General features: G+C 60.9%; 26 protein-coding genes. 13 read left to right on the top strand and 13 right to left on the bottom strand.

All coding sequences use genetic code 11. The annotated features are described in order from the left end of the window. Positions 1–39: 39 nt before the first annotated feature. The 4 genes from rlmH to ETC27_RS11105 all read right to left on the bottom strand — a co-directional run bounded on the left by rlmH (position 40) and on the right by ETC27_RS11105 (position 2,926). Positions 40–507, bottom strand: coding sequence for a 23S rRNA (pseudouridine(1915)-N(3))-methyltransferase RlmH (gene rlmH, locus ETC27_RS11120; protein ID WP_136255066.1), 468 nt, complete (start codon positions 505–507; stop codon positions 40–42). Then, positions 504–869, bottom strand: coding sequence for a ribosome silencing factor (rsfS, locus tag ETC27_RS11115; RefSeq protein WP_136255065.1), 366 nt, complete (start codon positions 867–869; stop codon positions 504–506). The genes rlmH and rsfS overlap by 4 nt, the downstream gene beginning before the upstream one ends. A gap of 67 nt (positions 870–936) precedes the next feature. Then, the gene (gene nadD / locus ETC27_RS11110; RefSeq protein ID WP_136255064.1) at positions 937–1,629 is read right to left on the bottom strand and encodes a nicotinate-nucleotide adenylyltransferase; all 693 of its coding nucleotides are present in this window, start codon (positions 1,627–1,629) and stop codon (positions 937–939) included. Further along, complete coding sequence (locus ETC27_RS11105) at positions 1,616–2,926, bottom strand: glutamate-5-semialdehyde dehydrogenase (protein WP_136255063.1); 1,311 nt, start codon at positions 2,924–2,926, stop codon at positions 1,616–1,618. Before ETC27_RS11105 ends, nadD begins: the two co-directional genes overlap by 14 nt. Positions 2,927–3,168: 242 nt before the next feature. Between ETC27_RS11105 and ETC27_RS17285 the strand changes: the two genes are divergently transcribed. From ETC27_RS17285 to ETC27_RS11095, 3 genes are read left to right on the top strand one after another with little or no spacing between them, the layout of a single operon-like run. Beyond that, positions 3,169–3,867: a hypothetical protein gene (locus tag ETC27_RS17285; protein WP_168709055.1), complete on the top strand. Its 699-nt coding sequence runs from the start codon at positions 3,169–3,171 to the stop codon at positions 3,865–3,867. Positions 3,868–3,871: 4 nt separating this feature from the next. Next, positions 3,872–4,816 carry a GGDEF domain-containing protein gene (locus ETC27_RS11100; protein WP_168709054.1) on the top strand — a complete coding sequence of 315 codons (945 nt, stop codon included), beginning with the start codon at positions 3,872–3,874 and terminating at the stop codon, positions 4,814–4,816. Beyond that, positions 4,813–6,216, top strand: coding sequence for a bifunctional DedA family/phosphatase PAP2 family protein (locus ETC27_RS11095; protein ID WP_136255061.1), 1,404 nt, complete (start codon positions 4,813–4,815; stop codon positions 6,214–6,216). Before ETC27_RS11100 ends, ETC27_RS11095 begins: the two co-directional genes overlap by 4 nt. A 51-nt stretch (positions 6,217–6,267) precedes the next feature. Here ETC27_RS11095 and ETC27_RS11090 read toward each other — a convergent pair whose 3' ends face one another. Genes ETC27_RS11090 through mpl form a run of 3 tightly spaced genes read right to left on the bottom strand, consistent with a single transcriptional unit; the run spans position 6,268 to position 8,919 of the window. Beyond that, positions 6,268–6,888, bottom strand: coding sequence for a LysE family translocator (locus ETC27_RS11090; RefSeq protein WP_136255060.1), 621 nt, complete (start codon positions 6,886–6,888; stop codon positions 6,268–6,270). Then, positions 6,888–7,565: a flavin prenyltransferase UbiX gene (locus tag ETC27_RS11085; protein ID WP_136255059.1), complete on the bottom strand. Its 678-nt coding sequence runs from the start codon at positions 7,563–7,565 to the stop codon at positions 6,888–6,890. Before ETC27_RS11085 ends, ETC27_RS11090 begins: the two co-directional genes overlap by 1 nt. Further along, positions 7,558–8,919, bottom strand: a complete 1,362-nt coding sequence (mpl, locus tag ETC27_RS11080) for a UDP-N-acetylmuramate:L-alanyl-gamma-D-glutamyl-meso-diaminopimelate ligase (RefSeq protein ID WP_136255058.1) — start codon at positions 8,917–8,919, stop codon at positions 7,558–7,560. The genes ETC27_RS11085 and mpl overlap by 8 nt, the downstream gene beginning before the upstream one ends. 169 nt (positions 8,920–9,088) lie before the next feature. Between mpl and ETC27_RS11075 the strand changes: the two genes are divergently transcribed. Next, complete coding sequence (locus tag ETC27_RS11075; protein ID WP_136255057.1) at positions 9,089–10,348, top strand: 6-phosphofructokinase; 1,260 nt, start codon at positions 9,089–9,091, stop codon at positions 10,346–10,348. Between the two features lie 138 nt (positions 10,349–10,486). On the opposite strand, the gene ETC27_RS11070 is transcribed toward ETC27_RS11075, so the two are convergent. Beyond that, positions 10,487–12,127: a bifunctional protein-serine/threonine kinase/phosphatase gene (locus ETC27_RS11070; protein WP_136255197.1), complete on the bottom strand. Its 1,641-nt coding sequence runs from the start codon at positions 12,125–12,127 to the stop codon at positions 10,487–10,489. A gap of 253 nt (positions 12,128–12,380) precedes the next feature. Between ETC27_RS11070 and ppa the strand changes: the two genes are divergently transcribed. After that, positions 12,381–12,911, top strand: coding sequence for an inorganic diphosphatase (ppa, locus tag ETC27_RS11065; protein WP_136255056.1), 531 nt, complete (start codon positions 12,381–12,383; stop codon positions 12,909–12,911). A 95-nt stretch (positions 12,912–13,006) separates the two neighbouring features. Here the strand turns inward: ppa and ETC27_RS11060 are convergent, their stop codons facing one another. Continuing rightward, positions 13,007–14,476 carry a DUF2333 family protein gene (locus ETC27_RS11060; RefSeq protein WP_136255055.1) on the bottom strand — a complete coding sequence of 490 codons (1,470 nt, stop codon included), beginning with the start codon at positions 14,474–14,476 and terminating at the stop codon, positions 13,007–13,009. A 207-nt stretch (positions 14,477–14,683) separates the two neighbouring features. Here ETC27_RS11060 and dsbD point away from each other — a divergent pair, with 207 nt between their 5' ends. The 7 genes from dsbD (at position 14,684) to purH (ending at position 22,807) form a co-directional block, all read left to right on the top strand. Next, a complete protein-coding gene (gene dsbD / locus ETC27_RS11055) occupies positions 14,684–16,600 on the top strand; it encodes a protein-disulfide reductase DsbD (protein ID WP_136255054.1) in 1,917 nt (638 codons plus the stop codon). Positions 16,601–16,794: 194 nt separating this feature from the next. Next, entirely contained in the window at positions 16,795–17,250 is a 456-nt protein-coding gene (gene accB, locus ETC27_RS11050) for an acetyl-CoA carboxylase biotin carboxyl carrier protein (RefSeq protein ID WP_136255053.1), read from the top strand. Positions 17,251–17,296: 46 nt separating this feature from the next. Continuing rightward, positions 17,297–18,637 (top strand): acetyl-CoA carboxylase biotin carboxylase subunit, encoded by a 1,341-nt coding sequence (accC, locus tag ETC27_RS11045; RefSeq protein WP_136255052.1) that lies wholly within the window; start codon positions 17,297–17,299, stop codon positions 18,635–18,637. A gap of 115 nt (positions 18,638–18,752) precedes the next feature. Further along, on the top strand, positions 18,753–19,667 hold the full coding sequence (prmA, locus tag ETC27_RS11040) for a 50S ribosomal protein L11 methyltransferase (RefSeq protein WP_136255051.1): 915 nt from the start codon (positions 18,753–18,755) through the stop codon (positions 19,665–19,667). A gap of 101 nt (positions 19,668–19,768) precedes the next feature. After that, positions 19,769–20,806 (top strand): tRNA dihydrouridine synthase DusB, encoded by a 1,038-nt coding sequence (gene dusB, locus ETC27_RS11035; protein ID WP_136255050.1) that lies wholly within the window; start codon positions 19,769–19,771, stop codon positions 20,804–20,806. Further along, a complete protein-coding gene (gene fis / locus ETC27_RS11030) occupies positions 20,803–21,144 on the top strand; it encodes a DNA-binding transcriptional regulator Fis (RefSeq protein WP_136255049.1) in 342 nt (113 codons plus the stop codon). Before dusB ends, fis begins: the two co-directional genes overlap by 4 nt. Positions 21,145–21,220: 76 nt before the next feature. Next, entirely contained in the window at positions 21,221–22,807 is a 1,587-nt protein-coding gene (gene purH / locus ETC27_RS11025) for a bifunctional phosphoribosylaminoimidazolecarboxamide formyltransferase/IMP cyclohydrolase (RefSeq protein WP_136255048.1), read from the top strand. Between the two features lie 276 nt (positions 22,808–23,083). Here purH and ETC27_RS11020 read toward each other — a convergent pair whose 3' ends face one another. The 4 genes from ETC27_RS11020 to folE all read right to left on the bottom strand — a co-directional run bounded on the left by ETC27_RS11020 (position 23,084) and on the right by folE (position 26,156). Beyond that, positions 23,084–24,544 (bottom strand): NAD-dependent succinate-semialdehyde dehydrogenase, encoded by a 1,461-nt coding sequence (locus tag ETC27_RS11020; protein WP_136255047.1) that lies wholly within the window; start codon positions 24,542–24,544, stop codon positions 23,084–23,086. Between the two features lie 60 nt (positions 24,545–24,604). After that, on the bottom strand, positions 24,605–25,096 hold the full coding sequence (locus ETC27_RS11015) for a DUF4190 domain-containing protein (protein ID WP_136255046.1): 492 nt from the start codon (positions 25,094–25,096) through the stop codon (positions 24,605–24,607). Positions 25,097–25,162: 66 nt separating this feature from the next. After that, positions 25,163–25,573, bottom strand: a complete 411-nt coding sequence (folX, locus tag ETC27_RS11010; protein WP_136255045.1) for a dihydroneopterin triphosphate 2'-epimerase — start codon at positions 25,571–25,573, stop codon at positions 25,163–25,165. A gap of 25 nt (positions 25,574–25,598) precedes the next feature. Continuing rightward, positions 25,599–26,156 carry a GTP cyclohydrolase I FolE gene (gene folE / locus ETC27_RS11005; protein WP_136255044.1) on the bottom strand — a complete coding sequence of 186 codons (558 nt, stop codon included), beginning with the start codon at positions 26,154–26,156 and terminating at the stop codon, positions 25,599–25,601. Positions 26,157–26,404: 248 nt separating this feature from the next. Between folE and ETC27_RS11000 the strand changes: the two genes are divergently transcribed. Continuing rightward, positions 26,405–26,941 (top strand): hypothetical protein, encoded by a 537-nt coding sequence (locus tag ETC27_RS11000; protein WP_136255043.1) that lies wholly within the window; start codon positions 26,405–26,407, stop codon positions 26,939–26,941. Positions 26,942–26,995: the final 54 nt, after the last annotated feature.

Below are 26,995 nucleotides of genomic sequence, written 5' to 3'. Positions count from 1 at the left end.
ACTCTCCACGGGAGCGACAGGCCCACGGCCTTCGACGGCTCAACGGTGATAGGGGTGACCGACCAGCAAGGTCCAGGCCCGATACAGCTGTTCGGCCAGCAGGATACGTACCAGGGGATGTGGCAGGGTCAGTGGCGATAGTGACCAGCGCTGATGGGCGCTGGCTGACAGGGTCGGCTCCAGGCCCTCTGGGCCACCAATCAGCAGCGCCACATCTCGCCCTTCCAGACGCCAATGGTCGGCTTCTTGCGCCAACTGCTCGGTGCTCCAGGGCTTGCCACCCACTTCCAGTGCCACAAGCTGCTCGTTGCCTCGCAGCTTGTCTCGCATCCGCTCGCCTTCCAGCGCAATGGCACGGGCCGTATCGGCATTCTTGCCCCGAGCACCTGGGGGTATCTCGTGAATCTCGAGGGTGAAGTCTCGAGGAAGGCGCTTGCGATACTCCTCGACGCCTTTTTCTACCCAGTCAGGCATGCGCGTGCCGACTGCCAGCACGCGCAGCTTCACGCCTGGCCTCCACCTTGACGCTCATTGGCGCCGTCTCGCGGCAACTCGGTCCACAACCGTTCGAGATCGTAGAGGTCGCGGGCCTCGGGCAGCATCACATGCACCACAAGATCGCCCAGATCGACCAGCACCCAATCTGCGCCGCTGTGTCCTTCAACGCCAAGCGGCATCACGTCATGCTCTTTAACAGTCTCGACCACACTGTTGGCGAGCGCCGCCACGTGGCGGCTGGAGGTACCGCTTACGATCACCATCTGATCGGTCACGTCGGTCAACTCGGATACGTCGATGGTAGTGATGTCCTGGCCCTTCAGTGACTCAAGAGCATCGATGACCAGGGGTTTCAAAACGTCGGTGTGCATATCGCCTCATTCATGAATGCGTGGTTCAACGCCTATTCTACCCGTTTGAGACCCAGGCGACAGCGCCTCATGCACTGCGATACAGGCCAGCCCGAGTGATATGCGACAGCACTGGCTCGGGCAGCAGGTAGCGCACGCTCTCTCCCTGCTGAAGCCAGCGGCGAATAGCGGTGGCGGATACCGCCAGACGACTTGGCAATGCCAGCTGCATCAGACGACCCTCAGGCGTTTCAAATAAGGCTTCAGGCGTCTGGACTTCACGCCCATCGATCAGTTTCTGAAGGGCTTGCGGCAATGGCGCTGCATGGTCTGGCCGTGCGATCACGACCACATGCGCAATATCGAACAGCGCCTTGGGATCCTGCCAGTGAGCCAGCTTCAAAAAGGCGTCATGGCCGACAACCATCACGAGCCGCGCCTCGTCGCCATATTCCTCACGTAGACTTCTCAGAGTATCGACGGAATAGGACGGGCCCTCTCGCCTGAGCTCACGATCGTCGGCATAGAGCCCCGGCGTGTCGCCGATGCCAGCACGCAGCATTGCCAGGCGCTCGGCACTGGACACGCCAGGTGCGGCACGGTGCGGGGGCACATGCGCGGGAATCATGTGAACGCAGTCGAGCCCCAACTGCATGCGCAGCTCGACGGCGCTACGCAGGTGCCCCAGATGCACGGGATCAAAGGTACCGCCAAGCATTGCCACATGGGGCAGGCGGCGCCCTGCTCCAGCCGTTGAATAGGGGTGCTCAGCCGCGCACATGGCCATCGCCCATTACCACGTATTTCCGTGTTGTCAGCCCCTCTAGACCCACTGGGCCGCGGGCATGCAGCTTGTTGGTCGAAATGCCGATCTCGGCTCCCAGTCCATACTCCACACCGTCGGCAAAGCGGGTCGAGGCATTGACGATAACGGAGCTGGAATCGACCTCGGCCAGGAAACGGCGCGCCAGGCCATACTGTTCGGTCACGATGGCATCGGTATGATCGGAGCCGTAACAGGCGATATGATCCATGGCCACGTCGATTCCATCGACCACCCGGATGGCCAGCACCGGCGCCAGATACTCCGCATGCCAGTCGGCTTCTTCGGCCGGCACGACCCCCGGCAGCAGGGCCTGAGTGCGCGGACAGCCACGAAGCTCGACCCCATGCTCGGCATACGCCGCAGCGAGTGCCGGCAGCAGCGCCTCAGCGATCGGCGCATCGAGCAGGAGCGTCTCCATGGTGTTACAGGTGCCGTAGCGCTGGGTCTTGGCATTGACCGCAATGGCCAGCGCCTTGTCGAGATCAGCAGTCGCATCGACATAGACATGGCAAACGCCGTCAAGGTGCTTGATGACAGGCACTTGCGCATCGCGGGTGATGCGCTCGATCAGCGACTTGCCGCCCCGCGGAATGATCACATCAACGTGCTCAGACATGGCGATGAGCCGACCCACCGCAGCACGATCAGTGGTCGCTACCACCTGAACCGCTGCCGCAGGCAGCGGCGCCTCGGCAAGGCCCGCAGCGATGCAGCGCGCCAAGGCAGCGTTACTCTCGCGCGCCTCGGAGCCACCGCGCAGGATGCAGGCATTACCGGACTTGAGACACAGGCTGGCCGCTTCAAGAGTCACGTTAGGGCGAGACTCATAGATGATACCGATGACCCCCAGCGGCACTCGCATCTGACCGACCTGGATGCCACTGGGACGTGCCCGTAGCCCATCGATTTCTCCGACAGGGTCGGGGAGCCCTGCGACCTGTTCGAGGCCGCTGATCATGGCATCGACCCGCGCATCATTCAGAGCCAGACGATCCAGTAACGCATCATCAAGCCCTGCCTCTCGGCCACGAGCCATATCTTGCTGATTCGCCTCAAGCACGCTTTCACGCGCCTCATCGAGGTATCGGGCCATTGCAAGCAGGGCCGTATTCTTGCTAGCCGAAGTGCAACGCCGCATCATAGCGGCAGCGGCACTTGCCTGCTGACCTACCTGCGTCATATAAGAGTCGACATCGGTGATCGGCACCATGCCGCTATCGCCAACGCCGGCCTCTGAGTGGTGTCGTGACATAGGGAATTAAAACTCCTCGTAGGCGGCTTCAAGGCCGGTATTATCATGCTAAGTTGCGCAGGGGAAACAATATAAGGCCCATGGGAAGCAAGTACAAAGTCGGCCCACTGCAAGCGGCCATGCAGGGATGCGCTTTTCTTTTCGCCCTTCTTGCTGTGTTAGCGCCTACGCTGCCTAGCGCCCTACTTCTGGGGCTTACAGGCCTTTGGCTGGCAGGCTCGTCGCTGACCCTGAAACGCAGCATGCGGTGGCCTTCTCGGGTGCCTTGGCAGCTGCTGCCAAGCCTGCTATTAACCGGCCTGTTAAGCGTCGATGCCGAGCACCAAACTCTCTGGCTTTGGTGCTTCGCACTGTTGCTCATGCTCCCACAGCCTAGCTGGGTGACCCTCCTGCACTTTCTGCTGGCAGGCTATAGCCTGTGGAACGTACAAGCCGATCTCGACATTGGACAGACACTACTGGTCGCCATGTTGCTGACTGGCTTGATGGTACTGGGGGTCGCCCGTGCTCGGGATGCCCAGTCGGCCTGGAAACGGATCGGCCGCCGCCGGCGACTGGTACCCGGCACACGCCTGTGGTCGGATCATCAACTGGGTGAAGACCTGCCACGCGAAATCATGCGCAGCGAACGGGAGGGTTCGTACAGCGAACTGGTCCTGCTGCGCACTCATGGCCGGCATTTCTGGCACCTGATGAGCCGGCTCTGCCAACGCCTCAACGACTTCGAATCCTGCTACAAACTCGACAATCGCACCCTGGCCACACTGCTGGTCAGCGCCGATCTCGAGCAGGCACGCAAGCGACGGCATCGCCTGTTCGATGACCTACCTTCCCCCCTGTGCAGCCGCGTTGTCACCTTGGCTCGCCCCATTACCTTGGCAAGCGAATATCAGGCTCTACGCGACCAGCGCCAGCCACTGGTCATTATCGAAGAGGCCTAGGCTCATGAACCATCAAGACACCTTGCCCCATCCAGGGCTATATACCTTTTTCCACGCCTGGGTTACCGCCTTGACCTTGTGCACCGCCCTCTGGCAATACCACATGGGCAGCTTTGAGCGCATCTTGTTGCCCGCGGCATTGAGCGTCGCGCTCATGACCGCCACCCTGATGAGCTTGGGTACCGCGACCGCCCGGCGGGCAGCCGCCATCATCACTCTGGCAGCCAGTTACGCGCTGTGCGCCGAGATGCTTCTGCATAGCAACATGCATGTATTGCTATGGCTGGGCTTCCCCCCGGTACTGACCACAATGTTGCTGTCGACCCGACGCGCATTGGTTCTCAACCTGCTGATGGCGCCGGTCTGGCTGTTACTGCTCGAGGGCGACTGGCCACCACTCGTGGCCATCTTTGCCTATTTGGCGATCAGCCTGGTCGGAGCCCTTGGCCGCTGGGAGATGGTCAGACAGCTGATGCTGGACAAGCTGACGTCGCCCCATGACCCCGAATGTGACGCGCTATCAAAAGACATGATGGCTGAACGCCTGCCACAGGAATACCAACGTGCCAAGGCACTTGATCGTCGCCTCAGTGTGCTGGTGATTCATCTGCCCCAGCTGGAAATGGCGCATGAACAGTTCGGTGCAAGGCTGCGCCTGGAACTCCTGCAGCAATTCTGCAAGATGGCTCGGCTAAGCTGCCGACTCGACGACACCCTTGGCCGAACTGGCGACTCACTTCTATGGATGCTGCTGCCTGGCACCGACGAGAACGATGCTCTCATGACGCGCAACCGCCTACTGACCATGCTCAATGACACCGAGGTCAGCGAGACAGGTCGCCTGAGCGCCATGGTCGTTGCCTGCACACTGCATGCTAACGAAAGCCTGCAGGCCTTCGAGCAGCGCCTGCACATCAAGGAGCGGGCACTGATGGATAGCACTCCATGAGTGTCGTCGACTGGCTATACCAACTCACGCCCTCTCCGCCCCTGCTGTTGCTTGGGATCGTGGTCATTTCACTGGTGGAGAGTCTGGCCGTCATCGGTTTGATCGTGCCAGGTGTAGTCCTTATAACCGCTGCTGCGTCGCTAGCCGGGCACCAGCAACTCGCCATCCCTCTGGTTCTGCTATCGGCTTTCGTGGGGGCAGTAGCAGGTGATGCTCTAAGCTTCGCGCTGGGCTACACCCAACGCCAACGCGTGCCAGGGCTATGGCCCTTCACGCGCCATCCGGAATGGCTCGCTCAGGGTGCCCGCTTTTTCCAACGCCATGGTTCACTGTCAGTGATATTCGGCCGTTTCGCTGGCCCGGTCAGGCCGATCGTGCCACTGATTGCCGGCATGATGCATATGCGCCCCTTTACCTTTGCCTGTGCCAACATCGGCTCGGCGCTGGTCTGGGCTCCCGTCTACGTATTGCCGGGCTATCTCTTGGGACGCACCTGGAAGCAACTACTGGAACTGCCGGCGGACAGCGACAAGTGGTTGATCCTGTTCGCCGTCGCCATTGGCCTGACAGCCCTGGCCTTTTCCTGGTTACGCCACCACTTGGCCAAGGAGGGGTGGCTGTACCGGCAACTCGCGCTGCTAGCGCGGGCTCGCCCCTGGAGTCGCAAACTCTGGCAAGCACTTCGCGCCCAGTCCCAGGGCGAGATTCCACTGGCCACGTTGAGCATGTTGGTGTTCGCATCGGCCACCTTTTGCTTTTGGACACTGGTGGTACTTGAGGCCGATGGTCCGCTGCTCATGGACGAGCAGATTCGCGCGCTGATGCAAGCCATCGAAACACCCTGGCTTACATGGCTGGCCGAAGGGTTGGCCAAAATCGGCGATACGGCCGGCATCTTGTCACTCAGCTTGCCGTGGGCCATCTGGCTGCTGGCAAAACGCCATACCACGACCCTTGCGCACCTCATTGCAGGGCTTGTTGGCATCGCCACCGCGAACACGCTGTTCAAGCATGTGATTGGCCGTGCCCGGCCCGAGGCACCAGCCTATCTTATCGACTCCGGGTCATACCCTAGCGCCCATACGTCGACGACCGTGCTGCTCTTCGGCCTCGCTGCAGCCATCTTCGCCAAGCAACTCGCCTCGCATCGCCGACATCTGGTCTACTGGCTGGCAATACTTTCCTGTCTGCCGATGGCACTATCACGGCTAGTGCTGGACGTGCATTGGGCCAGTGACTTGATCGGCGGCGCGCTTCTTGGCTTGATGGTCTGTGCGATGATCAACATCAGCTATCACCGCACACCACATCACCCTTTGAACGACGCGCCGTGGCGATGCCTCGCTCTGTCATCACTCGTGTTACTGACGGTTCGCATCACCTGGCTACCGGCGGTATAACGCCCCGCTTCGCTGCAGCCGGCCGGGCCGGGCCGGGCCGGGCCGCGACCTCTAGCCTAGCGCCAGCCAGGCACCAACACCGATCATCAGCGTACCCGCCAGACGATTGAGCAACCTCACCCGGCCGGCATTGCCAAGCAGGCGCCCCGCTCCGCGACCGCCCACGGCATATAGCATCAAACAAATAAACTCGATGGTCAGGATCATTCCCACCAGCACCATCAGCTGAACCGCCAGTGGACGGCTAGCATCAAGAAACGGTGGCAGCAAGGCCACGAAAAAGGCCCACCCCTTGGGGTTGGCGACCGCGGTCACGAACCCCTGCACCACAAGCGCCCGGCGTCCAACTGGCGTTTGCTTGCCGGAAAGCTCAGGGATCGCCATACGCCCCCGTTCGCGCCACATCATGATCCCAAGGTACGCTAGGTAAGCACCGCCCAACCACTTGAAGGCGCTGAACAGCAAAGGCTGAGCCAACATCAGGGTGGCCACCCCCGCGCCTGCCGCTACCGCCACCAGGCCGACACCAGTGAGCTCGCCAAGCATCATCCACAACGCGCGACGAACGCCCTGGGTCATGCCGAGCACCATGGCAAGCGTCATACACATGCCCGGCGTCAGCGATACCAGGAAGAAGGTCGGCACGAAGACCGATAGAGCGACCGGTGCCATCAATCGTCTCCTCCTCCATCGCGGCTGCCCTGCTCACCCCAGCGCGGCATCAGCCGATGCTCGATGCCGAGCTGATTGAGAATTCTCGCCACGATGAAATCGATCAAGTCATCAATGCTTGTAGGCTCATGGTAGAAACCCGGCGCCGCTGGCAAGATCACCGCCCCCATGCGGGTAAGGCTTAGCATGTGCTCGAGATGAATCGCCGAGAACGGCGTTTCCCGGGGCACCAGCACCAGCTTTCGGCGCTCTTTCAGCGCCACATCCGCGGCCCGTTCAATCAGGTTGTTACTGGCACCACAGGCGATCGCCGACAACGACCCGGTTGAACATGGGCAGACGACCATCGCACTGGGCGAGCCGGAACCCGATGCCACCGGCGCCATCCAGTCCTCGCGAGAGAAACAGCGAATCTGCCCGGGCCGCGCACCGCTTCGCTCGGCAAGTGCTTCGGTCAGCCGTTCGGGCTGGGCCGGCAGCTTGACGTCGGTCTCGGTGACAATCACCAGATGGGCGGCCTTGGAGATCATGACCCAGACCTCATGGTTTGCGGCGACCAGCGCCTCGATCAGGCGCAGGCCGTACTGGGCCCCAGAGGCGCCAGTCAGCGCAACGGTGACCGGAAAGGCGAAACCGCCCTTATCCGGTATGTGGTGCGATGGGTATGATTCAGCCATGGGCCACCTCCAGGGCGTCGAGTAGCCGTTGGTGAATACCGCCAAAGCCGCCGTTGGACATTGCAACGATACGATCACCCGGCTTGGCCTCGGCGACCAATGCATCAACCAGCACATCGAGATCGTCGATGATTCGAGAGTGCACAGGGCTTGTCGCGACCACCTCATCAAGGGGCCAGTCGAGCCCCGGCGGCTGGTACCACCACACCGCATCGGCATCGGCGATGCTCTCGGCAAGCCGAGCGCGCAGAGTACCCAGCCGCATGGTGTTGGAGCGCGGTTCAATCACGGCCAGAAGTCGTCCCTCAGCGGATTTTAGGCCGCCCAAAGTGGCCGCAATGGCGGTGGGATGATGAGCAAAATCGTCGATGACCCGAATACCGGCAACCTCGCCGCGCAATTCCTGGCGCCTCCGTGGGCTCTCGAAGCGCGACAGTGCCGCCGCGCCTGATGCGACACTCACGCCGAGAGCATGGGAGGCGGCTAGCGCAGCCAGCGCATTGCGGGCGTTGTACTCACCGGTGAGCGACCACTGAACCGCGACTTCCATAGCGTCGTGGTGTATGCGGAAATGACTGGCGTCGGATGCATCCAACAGCAGCTGCCAGTCGCTGTCATCTGCACTGCCGAAGTGGCTGACGGGTGTCCAGGCGCCCTCTCCAAGCACGCGGGCAAGCGCCGGCTCGCCGTCAGCCACCAACAGAGCGCCATCGCCTGGCACCGTTCGCACCAGATGGTGGAACTGGCGCTCGATAGCGGCGAGGTCCGGGAAAATATCGGCGTGGTCGTACTCGAGATTGTTGAGCACCGCGATATCGGGCCGGTAGTGGACGAACTTGGAGCGTTTGTCGAAGAAGGCCGTGTCATACTCATCGGCCTCGACTACGAAGGGCGCTCCGTGCGCGCCAAGGCGGGCCGAGACACCGAAGTTGCGCGGCACGCCCCCGATCAGAAAGCCGGGCTCAAGCCCCTGTGTTTCGAGTAGCCAAGCGGTCATGCTAGCGGTGGTGGTCTTGCCGTGAGTCCCCGCTATCGCAATCACTCGCCGTCCGGGCAGCACATGCTCGGCGAGCCACTGTGGGCCGGACACGTAGGGCAGGCGCTTGGTAAGCACGGCTTCCACCTCGGCATTGCCACGAGACAACGCATTGCCGATGATCACCAGATCCGGACGCGGCGAGAGATTGGTCGCACCGTAGCCGTCCTGCAGGGTGATTCCCGCGGCTTCAAGCTGAGTGCTCATCGGCGGATAGACATTGGCATCCGAGCCACTGACCCGATGACCAAGCTCTCGGGCCAGCAATGCCAGGCTGCCCATGAAGGTGCCACAGATTCCAAGAATATGTACGTGCATCGAGTGCCTCCTGCCAGGGTGGCAGGCAGACTAGCATGGCGCCCCCGCCGCCTCCATCCTGTGATCCTTAGGCATTCCAGCGGGTGCAGCTCGCCCTACTTTGGGCTAGTATATTGCCCTGACTTTTTTACCCTTTCGATGACCCGGTTAGCAGGAGCTCACAAGCCCCATGGCACAGCACAACGCCTTCTATGCCCAGTCCGGCGGCGTCACAGCCGTCATCAATGCCAGCGCCTGTGGCGTGATTGAAGCGTGCCGTCGCCACGACGACAAGATCGGCAAGGTCTACGCCGGCCACAACGGCATCATCGGTGCCCTGACCGAGGATCTGATCGATGTCTCGCAGGAAACCGACGAGACAATCGCCGCGCTGCGTCACACCCCAGGTGGTGCGTTCGGCTCCTGCCGCTACAAGCTTAAAGATATCGAGACGCATCGCGCCCAGTACGAGCGCCTGATCGAGGTCTTCAAGGCTCACGATATCCGTTATTTCTTCTATAACGGCGGCGGCGATAGTGCCGACACCTGCCTCAAGGTCTCTCAGCTGTCCGAAAAGCTCGGCTACCCGCTGACCGCCATTCACGTGCCCAAGACAGTCGATAACGATCTACCGATCACCGACAATTCGCCTGGCTTTGGCAGTGTGGCCAAGTACATTGCCACATCGACCCTCGAGACCTCGCTGGATATCGCCTCGATGTGCGCCACCTCGACCAAGGTCTTCGTGCTCGAAGTCATGGGCCGCCATGCGGGCTGGATCGCAGCCGCCGGCGCCCTTGCCGGCGAAGGCGAAGGCGAACCGCCCCATCTGGTCATCTTCCCCGAGGTCGCTTTCGATCGTAAGGCAGTGATGGCGCGGGTCGAGGAAGCCGTGAAGCACTATGGCTACTGCGTGATCGTAGTCTCCGAAGGGGCCCGCTACGAGGATGGCACCTTCCTGGCGGACTCTGGCAATACCGATGCCTTCGGCCACCGCCAGTTGGGCGGTGTGGCGCCGACACTTGCCGGCATGGTCAAGCAGGACCTGGGCTACAAGTACCACTGGGCGGTCGCCGACTACCTTCAACGCGCCGCACGCCACCTGGCCGCCAAGACCGACGTCGACCAGGCCTATGCCGTCGGCGAGAAAGCCGTGGAGCTTGCGGTGGCCGGCGAGAATGCCATGATGCCGACCATCAACCGGATAAGCGAAGCCCCCTATGCCTGGGAAATCGGCGCCGCGCCACTCGCCGAGATCGCCAACCGCGAGAAGTTCATGCCCAAGGATTTCATCCGCGAAGATGGTTTCGGCATCACCGAGGAGTGCCGCCGTTACCTGTCGCCGCTGATCCAGGGTGAAGATTTCCCGCCCTTCGAGAACGGCCTGCCGAAGGTCGCGCGCCTCAAGCTCGCGCGGGTAGAGCGCAAGCTGCCGACGTTTACGCTCTAAGCACATCGCCAAGCGACAGCATGTCTCTTCTCAATACCGCCGCTGAGCAATGACAAAGCAGCGTTAAGGCAACAGCTATCGACATCGCCCCGGTTTAGCCGGGGCGTTTTTGTGTGCCTCCAACGAGCATGGGCGGGCCTAGCGCAGCAGCCAGGAGACAATCAGCAGCGCAAACGATAATCCCGCGACTGCCTGCCAGAAACGGCCGGAGGCTAACTTCGACGCAGCGGCGGACTCACCCTCGCCGCGGGGCTCTCGCAGCGCCACGAGTAGTTCCGACAGACGCCGAAAACGTAGCGCCCGCTGCGGGTCAAGGGCTCGCCGAAGCGCATCGTCCAATTTCTTGGGAACGTCGGGATTACGCAGTGAGGCACTCTTGTAGCTCAGCTGCTCCAGGTCCGTGTGACTGCGCAATTGATGAGGCGGAATATCGTAGGGCAGACCTCCTGTCACCAGCCAGTAGATCGTCGAGGCCAGCGCGTACTGATCGCTGCGCCTGCCCACATCGTCATCCAGAGCGTATTCGGGGGCACTGTGCTCGGTAAGGCCCAGCTGACGAGCCAGCTCCCGGGAATGCTTATGGCCGTCGCCTTCCCGCAATCGGCAAGCACTAAAATCGGCAAGTACCAGCTGACCATGGGTATCTATCAGCACATTATCGGGATGAATCTGCTGATGCAGTAGATCCCGGCGATGCAGGGCCTGCACGGCCTTGGCCAGCTGGCGAGCAATATCCAGGCGCTGCGAGAGACTCGCCTGGGGATGGCGCAACGCCCAATCAGTGAGGCGCTCTCCCTCGACCAGGTTCATCAAGTAATAGAGATGGGTGCGCGGCCTGGAGGGCTCCACGACGCGGGCCACGAAAGGCGAGTGTACCCGCTCAACCACCCACTGCTGCAGCAGAAAATGCTCCAGGTAGGCGTTGCGACTCGAGAGCTCGGGACTCGGCGCCTTCATCACCATGTCGCGACCACTGACCGAATCAAATACCCGGTAGACGCGTGACTGAGCCGTGCGAGACAGCACTTCCCTGACCTCCAACCCGTCAAGACGCTGCCCTTTCGCAAGCTCCGGCGGCACCGGCAGATCGCCATAAATCTTGTCCGGCGATTCGGTCATTTCTTCTGGAAGACGGTCGATGCGAACCAACTGGAAACAGAATTGCTCGCCTCCGTAGCCTCGCTCCTGGGCACGTTCGAGAGCCGTGGCCGCCAGGCGCTCGCAGGCGGCATCCAGGTCGCTTGCATCCTGGCGAATCAATTGTACGTAGTCAGAAGGCATCAGCGTGCCGCGGACCGCTGGGGTGGTGAAAAGGAACAGATCGCCCTGTTTCAACGGCATGGTTAGGTAATCGATGTCCAGATTGCCATCCATGCCCAACGCTCGGGATGGATAGCGATATCCCCCCAGGTCGGTGACATGATCGCGAGAGAGTTGCTCGAATTCGGCCCCCCGCAGTCGAAAGACCAGCGTATCGCCCATATGGAAGAGGTGCGCTTCACGGCCACGGTAGATCATGGCCGATAACGAGCAGACATAGCTGCCCCCGCTGATATGATCGCTCTGACTGTGACACCAGCCATTGAGTGCCCTAAGGACACGCGTTGCCGAGGTCTTGATGTCCCAATGCTCGGGAGTCGAAATATAATCGGCCAGAAACCCACGTACGCTGAGCTCACCGGCCTGATGAGCAAGGGCGTTGCGCGAGTTCGAGTCGCTGATCAGCGCACAGGCGCCCTTCAACGCTAACAGCCGTGATTCGGGAATCCGCACCGACATCGAACTGCGGTGACGACGACGTTCCGGGGCCACGAAGGCCTGCCCTACACTCAGCGCTAACTCGGAATCCACCTGCTAGTCTCCTTGATCCGGCGGCCACACCTCCAGCTGATAGAGGCGCCGCCTATCATACACACTCAAATGCCCCCTAGGGCCCATGGAGGCATTGGTCGCATTGGTAATCGCGCCCTGCAGTTCGTATAATTCGCCGGACTTTACAGGCAACGATTACTGCCCACCCAAGGACGTGACAATGAGCTTCGACAAGATTCCCGCTGGCAAAGATCTCCCTAACGACGTTTACGTCGCCATCGAGATCCCCGCCAACCATGCACCGATCAAGTATGAGATCGACAAGGATCTGGATGCGCTGCTGGTTGACCGTTTCATGGCGACCCCCATGTTCTACCCGGCCAACTACGGGTATATCCCGGACACCCTGGCCGACGATGGCGATGCGCTGGATGCACTGGTCGTTACCCCTTATCCGGTACAGCCGGGTAGCGTGATTCGTGCACGCCCGGTCGGCATCCTGAACATGACCGATGAAGCCGGCGAAGACGCCAAACTGGTCTGCGTGCCGCACCAGAAGCTCACCGCCCTTTACGACGATATTCAGGAAGTTACCGACCTCCCCGAGTTGCTGCGCCAGCAGATCGCTCACTTCTTCGAGAACTACAAGGATCTCGAGAAGGGTAAGTGGGTCAAGGTCGAATCCTGGGACGGTGCCGACGCCGCTCGCAAGGCCATCGAGAAGGCTGTCGCCGCCTTTGAAAAGGCCTGAACGACCGCATTTCGCATCTAACCGATGCAGCAAGATGAATAAGGGGCGCTCACTGAGCGCCCCTTATTCGTTACCGGACCCCGCTGGCTAGCGGGTCAGTCGCCGCTATCCGTGGCCACGCCTTCATCTGCAACGTCAGCATCCTCGGCCGATAGCGTTGCGCTGGCGTCCTGACCATCGACCGAGGGGTCAGTTGTCTCAGCAGGCTCAGTTTTCTCAACAGGGCCAGCTTTTTCAGCAGAACTTGGCTCGCTAGCCCCCTCCTCAACACTGGCATCAGCGCCGTCACCCCCCTGGGTATCGACATCGGAAGCGGCGCCTTGTGGCGCGGCATCGACCTTGGCCGCCCCTTCTGACGAAGCGCCAGCACCTTCTGAGACTGGCGGCTGGGCAGCAGACTGGGCATCTGCCTGGCTAGACGTTTCAGCGGCCGACGTTGGGTTCACCGGCTCAGCGGGTGCACTGACACCTGCCAAGCGCTCAGAGAGTGCCTCGGCCAATCGCGCGGCACGCTGGGTATAGGCCGCCATCATCAGTGAGTGATTGGCAAAGATGCCAAAACCCGTACCGTTGAGCACCATCGGACTCCACAGCGGACGCTGCGCCTGCTCGAGTTCGGCCATCAAGCGATCTACCAGCGCTTGGGCTTCAGCGGCGGCCAGCACATCGCCATAGTCAGCGGCCATCGCTGCCAGCAGATGCTCCAGCGCCCATGTCTGACCGCGAGCCTCGAAGAAAATATTATCGACGCGGTACCAAGGCGTTCTGCCGGGCAGCTGGTCAACATCCACCTCGAGTTCGCGCAGGGCCTCGGGGTCGGCGACACTCGCCGATAGGCGATAGGTCATCTCTTCCAGACGCATGGCGACCCGTGACAACCAGTCCGCCGGCACATCGCCCTCGGCCGGCAGGGCTTGGCGCTGCTCATTAATGTCGTTGAGCACTACTGCATAGGCATCATTTGCCTTGTTCAGGCGATGCTCGGTCGCCGGATACAGCCAATCCTGACTGTCGCCGTCGAGTCGTTCCTGAGCCTCAACCAGCGCCCCCGCTTCCATATCGGCCTGTTCGACCAAGGAATGCGCCTGGCTACGCGCCTGTTCGAGCACGCCCAGCTCCCAGGCAGGCATGTTGTCGAGCCACAGACCAGGCGGCAGCATGTCGTTGCGTACATAACCGCCCGACTTATCCAGCAGCGTATCGAGCAGTGTCATCTGGGTCGCGATGATCACTGCCCCCCGGCCTGCTGGACTGGTATCCAGCGCTGTCTTGGTGGCCTCGCTATCGTCAGTGGCTGCCGCAACGCTTCCGCCATCATTCTCCGCGCCCTGGGCATCTGAGTGCGTCTGAGCGTCAGGCGCAAGGCGACCGCGCTGCTCGGCGCTGGCTTGCTGCACGTCGAAGCCATCGGGCGTCAGGCTCCACCAGACGCCCAGCGCTAGGGTCACAACCAGGTAGACAGCGACTAGCCCCAACAGCGGCTTCCACACCCAGCCGTAGTCAGGGCGCTCCAGAATATCGGTGGGTCGATTGGGCCGGGCATTGCGTGATCCGAACAATGGCATCGTCTACGTCCTTGGCGGTTGGAGGAATTCCGAAGCCCCTTTGACCGCATGCTTGGCATGAAGCCGACAAGGGCATGAGTTATCCTAGCAGGTGTATGACTGAGAGGTTTCCACGACGGCGGAACTCCTGTCTCGTATCCCGGTCGCAGACAAGGCTATCTGCAGGCTATTGCTATCACTTTCTTATCGACCCGAATACCCGCAAGGATGTTGACGTTGATTCCACGGCTCTTATTTCTCGCCCTTGGCCTGCTGCTAGCCTTTCCGCTCCCTCTGCAGGCTCAGCTATTCTCCTCGGGAGGGAGTAACGGTGACTTTTTGCCAGTGGACGAGGCTTTCAGTCCTAACGCCTGGATCGACGATAACCGCTTGATGATCGGTATCGAAGCCACCGACGGCTACTATCTCTACCGTCATCGCTTAGGCGTCGAGAGCGATACTCCTGGCGTCACCCTGGGGGAGCCCGCCCTGCCAGCCGGCACCTTCAAGAAGGATGAATTCCTTGGCGAGGTCTATGTCTACCATGACCGTGTCACCTTTCCGGTGCCTATCAAGGAAGCTGTCGACGCTAACGCCATTACCTTTACGCTTCACTATCAGGGCTGCGCGGAAGCCGGACTTTGCTACCCACCACAGCAAGTCGAGCTCACGGCCCTGCCAGGGTCTGCGCCAGCAGCCTTTGCATCGCCCCCCTCCTCTCGCCAGGTAAGTGAAAACCAAGCAACCAACGATACCGTAGCAGTATCGCCCGCCGTCGCGACTGCCCCTTCTACCCTGACTAGCGAAGATGGCCGTTTCAGTAATCTGCTCGCAGAGGCCTCGCCCTGGCTGGTATTGGGACTCTTCTTCCTCGCCGGCCTGGGGCTGACCTTCACGCCCTGCGTGCTGCCGATGATACCCATCCTTGCCTCTATCATTGTCGGCCAGAATCCGACGCGGCTGCGCGCTCTCGCGCTATCAGGCAGCTATGTGACGGGAATGGCACTGACCTATGCAGGTGTCGGCGTGCTGATGGGGCTCTTCGGTGCCGGGCTCAACCTCCAGGCGCGCCTGCAGTCACCGACGATCCTTATCCCCTTCACGGTACTCTTCGTGCTCTTTGCCCTGGCGATGTTCGGCGTCTTTCAGCCTCGCCTGCCCCAGGGCATCGCTCAGCGTCTCGACGACTGGCAAAGCCGCGCCCAACAGAGCGGCCCGCTAGGCCTCGCCGTGGCAGGCGCCTTATCCGTGCTGGTGGTTTCGCCTTGCGTCTCGGCTCCCTTGGCGGGGGCGCTGGTATTCATCTCTTCTACCGGTGATGCCGCCATGGGTGGACTCGGTTTGCTCGCCCTGGCGCTCGGCATGGGCGTGCCACTGATCATCGTCGGCACCTTCGGCACGACCCTGCTTCCCCGCCGGGGTGCTTGGATGCAAAGCATCAAGGACACCTTCGGCGTGCTCTTGCTGGGCGTTGCGATATGGCTGATCGCGCGTCTATTGCCGGGGGCACTGACGCTGCTGTTATGGGGCGCACTTGCTATCAGTAGTGCGTTAGCACTGGGGGCGCTACGCTTTGATCACCCCAAGGGGATGGCGCGACTGGGGCAAGCCGCAGGCCTGATACTGCTGACTTGGGGGCTCGCGCTGATCATCGGTGCGGCCGGAGGCGGCGAGGATCCATTGCGACCATTGGCCTGGCATACGACTGAGTCGACGCCCACTAGCGTCGAATCCTCCGCCCCCTCATCCCCTTTCAACACCGTCACGGATCTCGAAGCCCTCAACGCGGAACTCGAGAGCGCCGTAAGGTCCGGGCAACCGGCCTTCGTCGACATCAGCGCCGACTGGTGCATCTCCTGCAAGATCATGGAGCGTGACGTCTTTCCAAGCCCTCAGGTGGCCACTCAACTCGACAGATTTCATCGCATTCGCGTCGATGTGACCGACAACAATGCACAAAGCCGCGAGCTGCTCCAGCGCTTCGAGCTATTCGGCCCCCCCAGCCTGCTATTCTTTGCGCAGGGCAAGGAAATTAGAGATGCGCGTATTCAGGGCGAAGTTGAAGCCGAGCCCTTTGCCGACCATCTAGGCGCGCTACTTGAGAGGTTTGCCCAGCGTGACGAGCCCGCCAATCGCCCCACCTGAGTAGAACTGGCCGTCACTGGACATGACCCGTTTTTTTCGGCACACTCCGCCGACACGCCCTTTAGAGGCGGCTATCAGCGGCATCTTGCAACATCATGCCGTGATCTAGACAAAGTTTGAGCAGGTTGACAGCTCCCACTGGCGCATCAGCCTGCCCGAAAATCCCCTAATTACCACCTGATCGAGACAGACTCATGGATATCCGCAAGGTCAAGAAGCTGATCGAGCTGCTGGAAGAATCCAATATCAGCGAAATCGAGATTCAAGAAGGCGAAGAGTCGGTTCGTATCAGCCGTCACCCCAACGGCGTGGCCTACCAGCCGGCCCCCGCCGCGCAGGCGCCGGCTCAGGCAGCTCCCGCCCAGGCAACAGCACCTGCGGCTTCAGCGGAGCCTGCAGCGCCCGCCGCGCCTACAGGCCACACGGTAAATTCACCGATGGTCGGCACTTTCTATCGCTCGCCGGCGCCGGGCTCCAAGGCATTCGTCGAAGTGGGCCAGAGCGTCAAGAAAGGGGAAACGATCTGCATCGTCGAAGCCATGAAGATGATGAACCAGATCGAAGCCGACAAAGACGGCGTAATCGAAGCGATTCTGGCCGAAGACGGCGAACCGGTGGAATACGACCAGCCCATGCTGGTCATCGGCTAAGGCCATTCTCACCTCCCCTTTCCATTCCAACCTGGGCGGATACAAGATGTTGGACAAGGTACTCATCGCCAATCGTGGCGAGATCGCCCTTCGCATCCTGCGTGCCTGCAAAGAGCTGGGCATCAAGACCGTGGCGGTGCATTCCCTGGCCGACCGAGAACTGATGCATGTGCGACTGGCTGACGAAGCCGTCTGCATCGGCCCGGCCTCGTCAGCGAAGTCCTACCTGAACATTCCGGCGTTGATCAGCGCGGCGGAAGTCACTGACGCGGATGCCATCCATCCGGGCTATGGCTTCCTCTCCGAGAACGCCAACTTCGCAGAACAGGTCGAACGCTCCGGCTTTACCTTTATCGGCCCGCGCGCCGAGACCATTCGCCTGATGGGCGACAAGGTCAGCGCCATCGAAGCGATGATGAAGGCCGGCGTGCCGACGGTGCCAGGTTCCGACGGCGCAGTGCCCGAGGATCCAGAGGAAGCGATGGCAGTGGCGCGGCGCATCGGCTATCCGGTGATCATCAAGGCGGCCTCTGGTGGTGGCGGTCGCGGCATGCGCGTCGTTCAATCCGAAGCTCACCTGCTTTCCTCCATCAGCGTGACCCAGAATGAGGCCAATGCGGCCTTCGGCGATGGCACGGTGTACATGGAGAAGTTCCTCGAGCAGCCCCGCCACGTCGAGGTGCAGGTGCTGGCCGACGGTCAGGGCAATGCCGTTCACCTCTATGATCGCGACTGCTCGCTGCAGCGTCGCCATCAGAAAGTGCTGGAAGAGGCGCCGGCGCCACAGCTCGACCCTGATGCCCGCGCACAGGTACTCAAGGCCTGTACCGATGCCTGCATCGAGATTGGCTATCGGGGTGCCGGCACCTTCGAGTTCCTGTACGAGAAGGGCCAGTTCTTCTTCATCGAGATGAACACCCGCGTTCAGGTTGAGCACCCGGTCACCGAGATGGTCACCGGCATCGACATCGTCAAGGAACAGCTGCTGATTGCCTCCGGCCTTCCCCTGTCGGTTCGTCAGGAAGACATCGCCCTCAATGGCCATGCCTTCGAGTGCCGCATCAACGCCGAGGATGCACGCACCTTCATGCCCTCTCCCGGCAAGGTCAGCCTCTATCATGCGCCCGGAGGCTTAGGCGTGCGCATGGACTCGCACCTCTACACCGGCTATTCGGTTCCCCCCCATTATGACTCCCTGATCGGCAAGCTGATCACCTGGGGCAAAAGCCGTGAGACCGCCCTCACCCGCATGCGCAATGCGCTGGACGAACTGTTGGTAGAAGGCATCAAGACCAACATCGACCTGCAGAAGGACCTGGTCCGCGACGGCTATTTCCAGCAAGGCGGGGTCAATATCCACTACCTGGAGAAGAAACTCGAGAGCTGAGCCGAGGAGGGACAAGGTTCCCTGCAAGGCTTCACCGACGGGTGAATCGAGCGACTTTCCCCCAGCGGGGCGGCCTATGCCGCCCCGCTGGCGTTTTAACCAAGAGATTCACGCTATGCCCTGGCTACAACTCAAGGCCCACATCGCCCCGGCCCACGCCGAAATTCTCGAGGAGCTGTTGCTCGCCGAGGGCGCCACCGCCATCACCCTTCAGGATGCCCACGATGATCCTGTCTTTGAACCCGAGCGGGGTACGACGCCGCTGTGGGACGAAACGGTACTGACGGGGCTCTACGACGACCTCGAAGGGATCGAGGCGATGCTGGACCAGGTGCGGGCCTCCTGGGCCGCCGAGATTCCCGACGAGCCCTGCCCCGAGATTAGCTATGAACTCTTGGCCGATCGTGACTGGGAACGGGAGTGGATGGACGGCTTCGCCCCCCTGAAGATGGGTAGCCGCCTATGGATCGTGCCAAGCTGGGAAGAAGCGCCCGACAAGGACGCCGTCAACCTGCGACTCGACCCGGGCCTCGCCTTCGGCACCGGCACCCACGCGACCACGGCCCTGTGCCTCGAATGGCTCGATGGCCTGGCGGTTGCCGGCGAACTCGAGGGTAACGAGATACTGGACGTGGGCTGCGGCTCGGGCATTCTTGCCATCGCCGCCCTCAAGCTGGGTGCGCAGCGGGCAACCGGCAGCGATATTGATCCTCAGGCCCTCACCGCCAGTCGCGACAACGCCGAGCGTAACGATATCGAGGCCGAGCGGCTCTCGCTCTTCTACCCAGAGCAGCTCGACGCCGGAAGCTATCCCATTGTGGTCGCCAATATCCTGGCAGGCCCATTGGTCGAGCTGGCACCAACCATCGCCAGCCACGTCGCACCCGGCGGCCGTTTGGCCCTCTCAGGCATCCTCTCGCACCAGGCCGACGAAGTACTGGACGCTTACCTCGCCCAGGGCCTCAGCATGGCCGAACCCGAGGAGCGTGAAGGCTGGGTACGGCTGGAAGGCCACCGCCCCGGCGCCTGATAACTAGGGCCGACACGGCAAGAAGGGGGTTTTTAAACTTCACCCAACGCCTGCCGATGGGTATGATATGCACCCCTTGTTCAAGCAACTCCGTGACGCCCATGCCCGCTAGCCTACCCGCCATCGGTCGGCACCGCTTGACCAATCGCGTGATTCTGGCCCCGATGGCCGGCGTCACCGACCGCCCCTTTCGCCAGCTATGCCGGCGTCTGGGCGCTGGCCTGGTCGTTTCCGAGATGGTCACTGCCGACCCCGCCCTGTGGCATACGCGCAAGTCGCGCCTAAGGCTTGACCATACAGGCGAGCCCGGGCCACGTAGCGTGCAGATCGCCGGCGGCGATGCCGCCATGCTCGCCGAGGCAGCGCGCCTCAATGCCGATCAAGGCGCAGAGATCATCGACATCAACATGGGCTGCCCGGCGAAGAAGGTATGCAACAAGGCCGCCGGCTCAGCGCTACTGCGCGATGAGGCACTGGTTGCCGAGATCCTTGATGCCGTGGTGGCTGCTGTCGACATTCCGGTGACGCTGAAGATCCGCACCGGCTGGTGCGCCGATAGCAACAATGGCGTGCGAATTGCCACACTTGCCGAAAACGCAGGCATCGAGGCCTTGGCCGTACATGGTCGCCATCGCCAGCAACGCTATAGCGGCTTTGCCGAGTACGACACCATCGCCGCCATCAATTCCGCCGTGTCGATACCGGTATTTGCCAACGGCGATATTGACTCACCGACCAAAGCCGCCGCCGTCCTCGACTATACTGGTGCGGACGCAGTGATGATCGGCCGTGGCGCCCAGGGCAACCCCTGGATATTCCGGGAAATTGATCACTACCTTCGCCATAACGGCGCGGTATTGCCCACGCCCTCCCGCGACGAGCGTCGAGAGGTGATGCAGGGACATCTCATGGCCCTGCACGACTTTTATGGGGAGCATATGGGCGTGCGCATCGCGCGCAAGCACCTGGGATGGTATCTGGTCAGGCATTGCCCAGCCGACACCCTCAAGGCTCATCGAGCCCGTTTCAACGTTCTGGATAGCGCCCAGGATCAACTTCATTTCGTGGACGAACTGTTTTGTCACGGCGCCGAAGGCTCGCCACGGACCCTGACAGCAGATGGAATCAGTGCAGCATGACCAGTAGGCAAGCGACAACGCCCGACGATATCGTGACCACCGGCCAGGACGCCTTGAGTCTCACCGCCATCGAACGCGGTGCCGCCCTGGCAAGTGCCCCCCATCATCAGGAACAGCCGTTGCGCGAGGCGGTTGATGCCGCCATGCGCCGCTACTTTGATCACCTGGATGGCGGCGTGGTAACCGACCTCTACGCCATGGTCATGGCCGAGGTCGAGGCACCGCTACTGGCGACAGTGATGGAGCACGCCAATGGCAACCAGACCCGCGCCGCCGAGATGCTCGGTCTCAATCGAGGCACGCTGCGCAAGAAGCTCAAGCAATACGCGCTGATCTAATTTCCTTCAAGGGCGCCCTCGTGGCGCCCTTGGCCGTTTTCCCTCTCCCCCAACGCAACGAAATGGTAGTCCGCCCATGGCCAATCTAGCCCCTTCACCGCTGCCGGTTCGCCGCGCCCTGATCAGCGTCTCCGACAAGACAGGCATCGTCGAATTTGCCAAGGGCCTTGCCGCCCACGGCGTCGAGCTGCTCTCGACCGGCGGCACTTTCCGCCTGCTCAAGGAACAGGGCGTCGCGGTCACCGAGGTATCCGAACACACCGGCTTCCCGGAGATCATGGATGGCCGGGTCAAGACCCTGCACCCCAAGATCCACGGTGGCATTCTGGGTCGCCGCGGCCAGGATGATGCCGTGATGGCAGAGCACGACATTGCGCCGATCGACATGGTGGTGGTCAATCTTTATCCGTTTGCCCAGACCGTGGCCAAGCCGGACTGCAGCCTCGAGGACGCCATCGAGAACATCGACATCGGCGGTCCGACCATGGTGCGTGCCTGCGCCAAGAACCATGCCCACACCAGCATTGTGGTCGATGCCGACGACTATCCGCGGCTACTGGCCGAGATGGCGGAGCAAGACGCCGCCGTAAGCGATGCCACGCGTTTTGATCTGGCCGTCAAGGCTTTCGAGCACACCGCTCGTTATGATGGTGCCATTGCCAACTACCTGGGCACCAAGGTCGAGGGTGGCACCGACGGTCTGCCACGGACCTACAACACGCAGTTCGTCAAGAAGCAGGACATGCGTTACGGCGAGAACCCGCATCAGCAGGCCGCCTTCTACGTCGAGGACGATACCCGCGAAGCAAGCGTTGCCACCGCGGCCTCGCTGCAGGGTAAGGCACTTTCGTTCAACAACGTCGCCGATACCGACTCTGCCTTCGAGTGCGTCAAGGCGTACACCGAGACTGCCTGTGTGATCGTCAAGCACGCCAACCCTTGCGGAGTGGCTGTCGGCGCGACAGCGCTCGAGGCTTACGAGAAGGCGTTCACCACGGACCCGACCAGCGCCTTTGGCGGCATCATCGCCTTCAACGTACCGCTGGATGCCGATACTGCTCGCGCGATTATCGATCGCCAGTTTGTGGAAGTGATCATCGCCCCAGGGGTCAGCGACGAAGCTGTGTCGATCGTTGCCGAGAAGAAGAACATCCGCTTGCTCGACGTGAGCGCTCATTGGCCCGGCGAGCGCCACCCGGCCCATGACCTCAAGCGTGTCACCGGCGGGCTCTTGGTCCAGGATCGCGATCTGGGCATGGTCGGCCGTGATGAGCTCAAGGTGGTCACCGAGCGCGCCCCCAGCGAACAGGAACTTCGTGATCTCGCCTTTGCCTGGAAGGTCGCCAAACACGTCAAATCCAACGCCATCGTCTATGCCCAGCATGGCCAGACCATCGGCGTCGGCGCCGGCCAAATGAGCCGAGTCTACTCGGCCAAGATCGCCGGCATCAAGGCAGCTGACGAGGGGCTGTCGGTACCCGGCTCAGTGATGGCAAGTGACGCTTTCTTCCCGTTCCGTGACGGCATCGACGCCGCCGCCGACGCCGGCATCACCGCCGTGATCCAACCGGGCGGATCCATGCGTGACGCCGAAGTGATAGAAGCGGCCAACGAGGCCGGTATCGCGATGGTATTCACCGGTATGCGCCACTTCCGCCACTAGTCCATTACGAGGCCTATCGCGGAAGCCCCGACCGAGAGCCATAACTTTATAGGCCATAATAGAAGAAAGGCGCCCTAAGTGGCGCCTCTCTGGCCTTCGTTGTGAAAGCGCCCCCTACCCGCCGGTTGGGGCGCTTTTTTTATGGACAGCGACCCATCCTGAATACACTGCCCCGTCCTGAATAGAGTAGTCACAAAAAACCCCACCACCCTGAAGGCAATGGGGTTCTAGACTCAGGCCTGAACGCTGATGGCGCGACGACCTAGGCGTTCATGGTCACTGCCCCAGGTCGATACACAGGTACTTGGTCTCGAGGAAGTCCTCAATGCCCTGATGGCCACCCTCGCGCCCAAGACCCGAGGCCTTCACACCACCGAAGGGGGCTGCAGGATTGGAAATCAAGCCCGTGTTGATGCCAATCATGCCATACTCCAGCGCTTCCGATACACGCCATACCTGCCCCAGATCGCGGCTGTAGAAGTAAGCCGCCAGACCAAACTCGGTGTCGTTGGCCATGCTTACGGCGTCTTCCTCATCGTCGAAAGAAAAGACGGCAGCCAGCGGCCCGAATGTCTCTTCCTTGGCCACTTGCATATCAGCATTAGCGCCGTTGATCAGCGTCGGGGTGAAGAAATTTCCCCCGAGCGGGTGCGGATGACCACCGAGCAACACATGAGCCCCCTTATCAACGGCATCCCGCACGTGCTCACTGACTTTGCTGACCGCATTTTCATCAATCAACGGCCCAATATTGATGCCCTTCTTGGTGCCGTCACCGACATGCAGCTCAGAGTTCATCGCGGCAGCCAGCTTCTCGCAGAACGCATTGATGACGCTAGACTGCACCAGGAAACGGTTGGTGCATACACAGGTCTGCCCGGCATTGCGGAACTTGGCAGCTATGGCGCCATCGACAGCCGCGTCCAGATCGGCTCCCTCGAACACAATGAAGGGCGCATTGCCGCCTAGCTCCAGAGACAGCTTCTGGATGTGCTGCGAGGCTTGCGCCATCAGCTTGCGACCGACTTCGGTGGAGCCGGTAAAGGTGATCTTGCGAACGACCGGCGACTCGGTGAGAGCCTCAGCGATCGCACTGGCCTGACCTGGCACCACGTTAAAGATACCGCGCGGCACCCCTGCTCGCTCGGCGAGCAATGCCATGGCAGTAGCCGAGAACGGTGTCTGGCTGGCCGGCTTGACCACAATCGGGCAGCCCGCTGCCAGCGCGGCACCGGCTTTGCGGGTAATCATCGCCGCCGGAAAGTTCCAGGGCGTAATGGCACCAACCACCCCGATCGGCGACTTGGTGACAAGGACACGCTGGTTAGCGTTAGCCTCCGGAACGGTCTCGCCATATACGCGTCGCGCCTGCTCGGCGAACCAGCGCAAAAAGCTGGCGGCATAGGCAATTTCCCCTGCCGCTTCCTTGAGCGGCTTGCCCTGCTCAAGGGTCATGATCTGCGCCAGCTCCTGCTGGTGCTCGTGCATAAGATCATGCCACTTCATGAGGATGTCGGCACGCTCGATCGCGGTCAGCGCTCGCCAGGCAGGGAAGGCTGACTCTGCGGCAGTGATGGCGCGCTCGGTCTCATCGCGCCCCAAGCGTGGTACTTGGCCAATCACCTCGCCGGTCGCCGGATTGAGCACTTCGATCTGCTCGCCGCTATCAGCGGCGACCCAACTGCCATCAATGTAGGCAAAGGGACGAAACAGTGGGTTATCTTGCAGGGCTTCCATGGGAATTCTCCTTCCAGTGAAGCGGCGGGATGACCCAAACCGCATACGGATAATGCCAAGTCAGTTGGTGTGCTGCAGCGATGGCTCCACCAACATCGAGAGCACAGCCAGCAGAAGTGCCAAACCGATCGCTCCCCAGCAGAACAGACGCCCCGTGTAGCGCTGGGGAGCGCGATGAATCTGCCTCAGGCCAAGCACGCCGAGCACCGCAGCCCCCAATCCCAACAGGGGAACCTGCCCATCGAAGAACATGCCAATAAACGCCAGACTGATGGCCGCGATGGAAAATCCTGAGTACCGCCGCGAAGGGACATCGTCCAGCTCATCGTTAGAGGGGAAGGGCCGGCTGGCCCTGGCCTTGCGCTGGGCTTCCGGTCGATTGATCAGCTGCTCTGCACACTCCCCTCGTGGGGTAAAACATACCGCTGTGTTAGGAGCAGGCAGACCACGACCACGCCAATCTGCAAGCCCGAAGGTATATCGCTGACCGTTTGTGGCCTCGACGACGCCCTGCTGAGCGTCATCATCGAAGGCGAGAATGTCGCCGTCCAAAGGAATCTCCTGTCAATCGACTCTACTCACCATGCTAAGCCGAATCGGGCATCGTCACCAACTCATTCACACATCGGATCCCACTTCACGAGAATCGGACAGCGTGATCGACACCGAATCCGAAAAGCGCAGGGCATGAAGTTTGTCGATTTCTACCTGAGCCGTCAGCACCTGCTCATAGGACATGATGATATCGAGCACTTCCCGCGTCATGCGTTCAAGCAGCAAGAAGCGATTCTCTTCTACATGGGCGATGAGATGCTTGGTAATGGTGCGATAGTTCAACGCCTGGTCGATGTGGTTGAACTTGACTGCACGATCCGCACGATAGCGGATCACCGCATTGATCACCACATCCTGGCGGTTACGGATCTCTTCTTCCTTGATGCCAATATAGGTGCGCAACCTCAAGTTCTTGATGCGGATCGTGGCAAGGTCATGGTCGAGGTGCTGATCGTTCAAGGCGTGCAGCGGCATATCGAACTCCCTGGGAATGAGCGTCTTAGCGTCCGTTGATCAGCGTCAAGAATTCCTGCCGAGTCGACTGGTTAGCGCGAAACGCCCCCAACATGACGGAGCTACTCATGCTGGAATTCTGCTTCTCTACACCGCGCATCATCATACAAAGATGCTTGGCCTCGATGACCACCGCTACGCCACGAGCTTCAGTGACGTGCTGGACGGCTTCTGCAATCTGGCGGGTAAGGTTTTCCTGAATCTGCAAACGACGCGCATACATGTCGACGATGCGAGCAAACTTGGAAAGCCCTAATACTTTGCCATCTGGCAGGTAGGCAATGTGACACTTACCGATGAATGGCAGCATATGGTGCTCGCACATCGAGTACAGCTCGATATCCTTGACCAACACCATCTCGTCGGTTTCGGATTCAAAAACGGCCCCATTGATCAACGACTCAAGGGATTGCTCATAACCATGGGTCAAGAATTGCATGGCCTTGGCGGCCCGTTTTGGCGTATCGCGCAGGCCCTCGCGCTCGGGGTCTTCACCCAGGCCGGTGATGATCTGACGAAAATGCTCGGCGAGTTGTTCGGTCATGGTAGAGCCTTCACGGTATTAATATACAAAAAGTATACAGAAATACTTTTCCGTACAACATTTTAATGTCATAAAAGTATTAATTTTATCCTACCCAGGCCCGCCATGCAGCGCTCCTTTCTATTAAGCACCGCAAAGCCGTGACATCGTGCCACGTCAGGGGGTTAGCCAGTGGCTGGGGCCGACCAACCCCCCTATGGTAGAGTTAAGCATCTTCCGAATGTGGTCCGTTGGACAGTGAGAAACTCATGATGAAATACTTTGCTCACCTGCTGGTGGTTGGCCTGATGCTGCCAAACGTTGCCATGGCCGATACCCTGCGCCTCCCCTCAGACGCCCGTATCGATGTGCAAGTCATCGATACATTGAGCCTGAAAAAAACAGAGCCGAGCCATGACAACGTGCTGCTGAAGCCCGTTGTCGGCCAAGGGGCAGAGCACGAATTGCCGGCGCACTGTCTGATAACCGCCGATGCCCAGTTGGTCGATGGCCGCGCGCGACTGTCTGCCAATACCGTGACCTGCATCGATATGATGGGTGACACGCGGGAAATCTATAGCGGCGATTTTTCAGCGGCGGCTCGTGAAAGCAACGGCGAATTCGGCGTCGATGTCATTTGCACCGAAACCAACGAGCAAGGCTGCCAACGTGCCCAGCTGCCGCCCGCTCACGTTTTTCAACTGGAACTGGGACAAGCACTCGCTATTGAGGCGCAGGACAACCCCTCAGAGCGACTCAATGAGCAGCGCCGTCAATCGGCTGGGACATCAACCCCCTCAAACTAACGGCATAGGTCATCAAGGGCCCAAACGACGGGTGACGTGAACATTTCGCTCGTC

Source organism: Onishia niordana, from assembly GCF_004798965.1.
Taxonomy (GTDB): domain Bacteria; phylum Pseudomonadota; class Gammaproteobacteria; order Pseudomonadales; family Halomonadaceae; genus Onishia; species Onishia niordana.
The sequence above is the reverse complement of the archived record's forward strand: the minus strand, read 5'-3'. Positions and strand labels throughout refer to the sequence as shown.

Coding starts and splice junctions, on each gene's coding strand:
- rsfS (WP_136255065.1), bottom strand. CDS start 869: ATGCACACCGACGTTTTGAAACCCCTGGTCATCGATGCTCTTGAGTCA.
- nadD (WP_136255064.1), bottom strand. CDS start 1,629: ATGTGCGCGGCTGAGCACCCCTATTCAACGGCTGGAGCAGGGCGCCGC.
- ETC27_RS11105 (WP_136255063.1), bottom strand. CDS start 2,926: ATGTCACGACACCACTCAGAGGCCGGCGTTGGCGATAGCGGCATGGTG.
- ETC27_RS17285 (WP_168709055.1), top strand. CDS start 3,169: ATGCGGTGGCCTTCTCGGGTGCCTTGGCAGCTGCTGCCAAGCCTGCTA.
- ETC27_RS11100 (WP_168709054.1), top strand. CDS start 3,872: ATGAACCATCAAGACACCTTGCCCCATCCAGGGCTATATACCTTTTTC.
- ETC27_RS11095 (WP_136255061.1), top strand. CDS start 4,813: ATGAGTGTCGTCGACTGGCTATACCAACTCACGCCCTCTCCGCCCCTG.
- ETC27_RS11090 (WP_136255060.1), bottom strand. CDS start 6,888: ATGGCACCGGTCGCTCTATCGGTCTTCGTGCCGACCTTCTTCCTGGTA.
- ETC27_RS11085 (WP_136255059.1), bottom strand. CDS start 7,565: ATGGCTGAATCATACCCATCGCACCACATACCGGATAAGGGCGGTTTC.
- mpl (WP_136255058.1), bottom strand. CDS start 8,919: ATGCACGTACATATTCTTGGAATCTGTGGCACCTTCATGGGCAGCCTG.
- ETC27_RS11075 (WP_136255057.1), top strand. CDS start 9,089: ATGGCACAGCACAACGCCTTCTATGCCCAGTCCGGCGGCGTCACAGCC.
- ETC27_RS11070 (WP_136255197.1), bottom strand. CDS start 12,127: ATGTCGGTGCGGATTCCCGAATCACGGCTGTTAGCGTTGAAGGGCGCC.
- ppa (WP_136255056.1), top strand. CDS start 12,381: ATGAGCTTCGACAAGATTCCCGCTGGCAAAGATCTCCCTAACGACGTT.
- ETC27_RS11060 (WP_136255055.1), bottom strand. CDS start 14,476: ATGCCATTGTTCGGATCACGCAATGCCCGGCCCAATCGACCCACCGAT.
- dsbD (WP_136255054.1), top strand. CDS start 14,684: ATGTTGACGTTGATTCCACGGCTCTTATTTCTCGCCCTTGGCCTGCTG.
- accB (WP_136255053.1), top strand. CDS start 16,795: ATGGATATCCGCAAGGTCAAGAAGCTGATCGAGCTGCTGGAAGAATCC.
- accC (WP_136255052.1), top strand. CDS start 17,297: ATGTTGGACAAGGTACTCATCGCCAATCGTGGCGAGATCGCCCTTCGC.
- prmA (WP_136255051.1), top strand. CDS start 18,753: ATGCCCTGGCTACAACTCAAGGCCCACATCGCCCCGGCCCACGCCGAA.
- dusB (WP_136255050.1), top strand. CDS start 19,769: ATGCCCGCTAGCCTACCCGCCATCGGTCGGCACCGCTTGACCAATCGC.
- fis (WP_136255049.1), top strand. CDS start 20,803: ATGACCAGTAGGCAAGCGACAACGCCCGACGATATCGTGACCACCGGC.
- purH (WP_136255048.1), top strand. CDS start 21,221: ATGGCCAATCTAGCCCCTTCACCGCTGCCGGTTCGCCGCGCCCTGATC.
- ETC27_RS11020 (WP_136255047.1), bottom strand. CDS start 24,544: ATGGAAGCCCTGCAAGATAACCCACTGTTTCGTCCCTTTGCCTACATT.
- folX (WP_136255045.1), bottom strand. CDS start 25,573: ATGCCGCTGCACGCCTTGAACGATCAGCACCTCGACCATGACCTTGCC.
- folE (WP_136255044.1), bottom strand. CDS start 26,156: ATGACCGAACAACTCGCCGAGCATTTTCGTCAGATCATCACCGGCCTG.
- ETC27_RS11000 (WP_136255043.1), top strand. CDS start 26,405: ATGATGAAATACTTTGCTCACCTGCTGGTGGTTGGCCTGATGCTGCCA.